6 protein-coding genes and 1 tRNA gene are annotated in these 4,914 nt (G+C 35.9%); all 7 read right to left on the reverse strand.

All coding sequences use genetic code 11. The features are described from left to right. Positions 1 to 142 precede the first annotated feature (142 nt). A tRNA-Thr gene (locus tag Q0505_RS12625) sits at positions 143 to 216 on the reverse strand. Between the two features lie 58 nt (positions 217 to 274). Further along, positions 275 to 541 carry a hypothetical protein gene (locus Q0505_RS12630; RefSeq protein ID WP_299213394.1) on the reverse strand — a complete coding sequence of 89 codons (267 nt, stop codon included), beginning with the start codon at positions 539 to 541 and terminating at the stop codon, positions 275 to 277. A 41-nt stretch (positions 542 to 582) separates the two neighbouring features. Continuing rightward, on the reverse strand, positions 583 to 1,557 hold the full coding sequence (locus Q0505_RS12635) for a type I phosphomannose isomerase catalytic subunit (protein WP_299213396.1): 975 nt from the start codon (positions 1,555 to 1,557) through the stop codon (positions 583 to 585). Positions 1,558 to 1,624: 67 nt separating this feature from the next. Then, a complete protein-coding gene (locus tag Q0505_RS12640; RefSeq protein ID WP_299213398.1) occupies positions 1,625 to 2,035 on the reverse strand; it encodes a 6-carboxytetrahydropterin synthase in 411 nt (136 codons plus the stop codon). Further along, positions 2,032 to 2,550 (reverse strand): isopentenyl-diphosphate Delta-isomerase, encoded by a 519-nt coding sequence (idi, locus tag Q0505_RS12645; RefSeq protein WP_299213400.1) that lies wholly within the window; start codon positions 2,548 to 2,550, stop codon positions 2,032 to 2,034. The genes Q0505_RS12640 and idi overlap by 4 nt, the downstream gene beginning before the upstream one ends. 88 nt (positions 2,551 to 2,638) lie before the next feature. Then, a complete protein-coding gene (locus Q0505_RS12650; RefSeq protein ID WP_299213402.1) occupies positions 2,639 to 4,597 on the reverse strand; it encodes an OmpA family protein in 1,959 nt (652 codons plus the stop codon). A gap of 11 nt (positions 4,598 to 4,608) precedes the next feature. After that, positions 4,609 to 4,914 (reverse strand): type IX secretion system membrane protein PorP/SprF (locus tag Q0505_RS12655; RefSeq protein ID WP_299213404.1); only part of this gene is annotated, 306 nt, incomplete at its 5' end.

Consider the following 4,914-nt stretch of genomic DNA (forward strand, 5'->3'; position numbering starts at 1 on the left):
AATGTAGACTTCTTCTTATACAGACTCTCAACTATTTTTGCATAATCAGAAAATCCCACAACTTTTACACTTGATCCCATTAAGGTCGTTGGTGATTTGATGTAAAACAAAAAAGTCTTCCAAACTAAGGAAGACTTTTGAGAGCCGATAGAGGGACTCGAACCCACGACCTGCTGATTACAAATCAGCTGCTCTAGCCAGCTGAGCTACATCGGCATTACGGCTGCAAATATAAAATAGTATCTCATATTTGCAACAACTTTTTTAAAAAAAATTACAATTTATTGATACGCTCTACAAGTGTAGTCGCTTTTTCTTCAAGCTCAACACGTACTACTTTTATATGTTGCTTTCTATTTTCAACTTTTCTGTCATTTACTTTTGCGATAAGCACATCAAATGTCTCAATTGCATCATCAATAATAGCTTCGCCTTTTGCTGCCTCAGCATCTGGAGTCATTGCTTCCCAAACGTATACTGCATCAATAATATCTCCTAATACAAAATTGATATCTTTCTTTAAATCTCTAATATTTGCCATAATCTATAATTTGGTGCAAAATTAAGATAATTTAAAGCGTTTTACAGATAAACTTCAAGAAATTTAGCATCTGTTCCTTCAAGTAGTACAGATGTGCAGTCAGCTGGGATTAATAAGGTCTCGCCTATGGTTAGTTTATATATTTTATCCTGATGTCTACAAATCATATTTCCTGCAACCATTATCAATACCGTAAAACTATCCATACGATCTATAGTATGGGAAGAAGCTTCTAATTTTATAATGTCTGTTTTAAAAAACGGACAGTGTTTTAAGGTTTGAACCCCTATTTTACTAGGGTCATATTCTAAAATATAATCATCAGGATTGGTATACTGTAATGCTTTGCGGGCATTTTCTATATGCAGATCTCGTAAACTTCCATCAGGCTGTTTACGATGATAGTCATAGACACGATAGGTAATATCTGATGTTTGTTGAATCTCGGCAAGCACGATCCCTTTTCCTATGGCATGAATCAATCCTGCACTGATAAAAAAGCAATCTCCTGCGGTGACATCTATATATTGTAAATGATCATTTATAGTTCCCGTGGCAACGGCAGTATCAAATTTTTCAGGAGTCATCTTACCTTCGAAACCAACAATGATTTGCGCTCCGGGTACAGCCTTCATGATGTACCACATTTCTGTTTTTCCACTGCCTTGATGAAGTGCTTTTGCTAGGGTGTCATCAGGGTGAAGTTGTACAGATAAGTCGTCTGCGGCGTCTATGTATTTGATAAGTAAGGGAAAGTTTTCTCCAAATTGATTAACAACTGGGGTGCCTAAGACCGCTTTCGCGAAAGCGGACACCACCTCCCCCAGTGTTTTTCCTTTAAGGACTCCTTGTGTCACCACACTTTGATCCTCAGGAAGATCTGCGATTTCCCAGCTTTCGCCGAAAGGCAAGTCTTCAGGAGTCTTCGATAGAAATGTTTTAAGTTGTTGCCCTCCCCATATTTTTTCTTTAAGTATCGGTTGAAACTGAAGTGGGTACCAATTTGTTATATGCATGTGCTATTTTCTATAATACAGAGGCGCTACGCTGTTCTGCTCATTTTATGGCATATTATCTTTTCATTCATTCTCCTGTATACACTACAAAATTACGAGGTGTCTCATATAAAGTAATGGTAAGGTCAAATTTTGGATCTAGGACTGGTTTCATTTTATTATAAATGACTACTGCAATATTCTCGGCAGTAGGATTTAAATCTTTAAATTCTGGCACTTCCAGATTTAAGTTTTTATGATCAAAGGCGTCTTCTACTTCGGATTTGATCAAATCTTTGACAATTTTTAAATCTATTAAATAACCTGTTTCTGGGTTAATTTCTCCTGTGATTCCTACAATGAGTTCGTAATTATGACCGTGATAGTTAGGATTACTACATTTTCCAAATACGTTGGTATTGGTTGCTTCATCCCAATCTTTTCTATACAAACGATGGGCAGCATTAAAATGCGCATGTCTATTTACCGTAATTCTCATGATTCTAAATGGGAGTAAAATTGTTCGAATATAATTTTAAACCACTCTGTATATTCTTCAGGGTGTTCTATTATATCTTGCTTCACACTTTCTAGCGGCATCCATTTCCAAGAGGCGACTTCGTCTTGATTAATCACAGGTTCTCCGTTATAAGAGCCAATAAGGATGTGGTCAAGCTCGTGCTCTGTGAGTCCATTATCAAATGGAGCTTTATAAATAAAGGATGTCGTCTCTTTAAGTGGCACAACAAAGCCCATTTCTTCTTCTAGTCTTCGGGTGCCCGCACTGATATTATCTTCTCCATCTCGCTGATGGCTACAGCAGGTATTGGTCCATAGCCCTGGAGAATGGTATTTGTGTAATGCTCTTTGTTGTAGCATAAGTTCGTTTTTATCATTGAATACAAAAACGGAAAAAGCGCGATGAAGGATTGCCTTTTCATGTGCTTCCATTTTAGGCATTAAACCTATCTGGTTATCATGTTCATCGACTAGGATGACGAGTTCTTCTTTCATATAGATTGTAAAAGTACAAAATAGCATCATTTATTAAATAAAAAAAGCGCTCATAAATAGAGCGCTTTTAAAATAGACGTAGATATCTTTATCTATCCCCCAATATAATAAATTCACTACGCCTATTCTCTTGATGTGCGGCTTCACTGCACGCAACATTATTTGTACACTTGTTTACAGGGCTGGACTCTCCATAGCCTCTTCCTGTTAAACGTGATCTATTAATCCCTTTATCTACGAGCCATTGTATCGTAGCATCATTTCTGTTTTGTGATAAACGCTCATTATACGCATCATTTCCTCTACTATCTGTATGCGATCTTACGTCTATACGTAGTGTAGGATACTCTTCCATTACGGTTTGAACTTTTGCTAACTCTAGAGCCGCATCTGGTCTTATATTAAAACGATCAAAATCAAAATAGATTGGATTTAAATCTAATAAGTCTTTAAGGTCTTCTCCTGTAGTTAATAGTTTGTTCTTCTTTTCTAGTTGCAACAATGCTTCTAGGTTTGCAGAGGTCACAGGAATAGTGATTATTTTTTCTTCAGGAAGATATCCATCTTTTTCTGCTCTTACTAACATTGCTCTATCACAACTTGGGTCAAAAGAAAATGTAGCAGTACCATCCGTAACCGATGTGCCAAATACGTTTTTGTTTGTATCATATAGCGTAACGGTCGCATTGGATAGTTTCTCTCCTGTATCTTTATCGGTCACAAGTCCTGTTAAGACAATCACACAAGGAGGTGGTAGCGTTTTAATACGCTCCAACATGTATATATCGTCATTTCCTGCTTCATTTACACGATTTGATGAAAGAAAACCTTGATTGGTTGTATGATTAATCACAAAAGAGAAATCATCTTTAGATGTATTTACGGGCTCTCCTAAATTTATAATTTCAGAGACTTCACCTAGATCACCTATGCTCGCTTTAAAAATATCTAAACCTCCTAAACCTAGATGTCCGTTTGACGCAAAATACAAATCGTTTTCGTCACAAATAAATGGATAGGATTCTCTACCTTCTGTATTAATTTGATCTCCTAAATTAACAGGAGCACCGTAGGTACCATCTTCTTGAATCGTGACATACCACAAATCTGCATCACCAAAAGTGCCTGGCATATCGGAAGAGAAATACAATCTTTTTTCATCTGGGCTCAATGCTGGATGAGCAATGGTATACTCATCACTAGAAAAAGGAAGTTCTTCTATATCACTCCACTTATTCTTATCATTTTTGACAGCTTTATAAATTTTAAGTTTATTGGTGCCATTTATATCATCTCTATATACCCCGTTATTATAATTATTACGGGTAAAGTACACCGTGTTTCCATCTTTTGTGAAGATAGGTGTACTCTCATGAAAAGGACTATTGATAGCGTTATTAAATTTCTTAGCATCTTTGATAGTTGCTTCTCCATTAGAGACCATTTCTAAGGGTATCTCATAAAGGTCTAAGAAAGGCTGCCCATTCCATTTGTGGATTCTTTTGATAAAAGCCCCTGTATCTTTTGCAGAAGAAAAAATAAGCTTGTCTTCGTAAAAGGCAGTTCCAAAATCAGAATATCCAGAGTTTATCGTTGTTTCTGTAACGTTATATGAGTCTTTATAGGTATTTATATCTTTTAGATAATCAGGATTATTCTTAAAAATCTGTGCTCTTTTATCGTTTTTATATAACTCGCTAAATCGAGTCATGATTTCGTCAGAGCGCTTGTAATCTTTGGTTCCTTTTAGTGCTATCGCATATCTAAAATAGGTTTCTGCTTCTACATTATCCGTATATTTTTCGATAAGCTTCCCATACCAAATTTGTGCTTTTTCATACGAAGCGTTCAGATAGTAACTATCCCCTAACCGTTTATATAAATCAGCAGATTCATATCCTTTATCAGCTACTTTCTGATAAATATCTTGTGCATTTACAAAATCAAAATTAGTATAGCCTTTATTTCCTTTAGAAATTTTACTTTGCTGAGCTGTTATAATGACAGGGGTAGATAAAATAAATAAGAGAATAAAGTATTTTTTCATGACTATGAGTATTAGAAAAATCTAGGTGTTAATAACCTATCATATTCGTTAAAGAGTTCAAATCGTAAGAATATTTCAAAACTTCCATCATTAAATGTTGTGTTGCCTAAATCTGTTGTCTCTCGGTCATACGCAAGACCTATGAGCATACTGTCTGACACTTGAAAACCAGCAAGACCACTAAAAGCCGCATCCCATCTATAAGCAGCTCCTAAGTGTAGCTTTTCTAATAATAAAAAATTTGCTGTAAGATCTACCTGTAAGGGAGCACCTGCTACCGCTTTTATTAATGTACTAGGTTTGAACTTCACTTGGTC

The organism is uncultured Dokdonia sp., from assembly GCF_937910895.1.
GTDB lineage: Bacteria > Bacteroidota > Bacteroidia > Flavobacteriales > Flavobacteriaceae > Dokdonia.

Excerpts from the sequence above, each read along its gene's own strand:
- Q0505_RS12630 (WP_299213394.1), bottom strand. The coding sequence starts at position 541 with ATGGCAAATATTAGAGATTTAAAGAAAGATATCAATTTTGTATTAGGA.
- Q0505_RS12635 (WP_299213396.1), bottom strand. The coding sequence starts at position 1,557 with ATGCATATAACAAATTGGTACCCACTTCAGTTTCAACCGATACTTAAA.
- Q0505_RS12640 (WP_299213398.1), bottom strand. The coding sequence starts at position 2,035 with ATGAGAATTACGGTAAATAGACATGCGCATTTTAATGCTGCCCATCGT.
- idi (WP_299213400.1), bottom strand. The coding sequence starts at position 2,550 with ATGAAAGAAGAACTCGTCATCCTAGTCGATGAACATGATAACCAGATA.
- Q0505_RS12650 (WP_299213402.1), bottom strand. The coding sequence starts at position 4,597 with ATGAAAAAATACTTTATTCTCTTATTTATTTTATCTACCCCTGTCATT.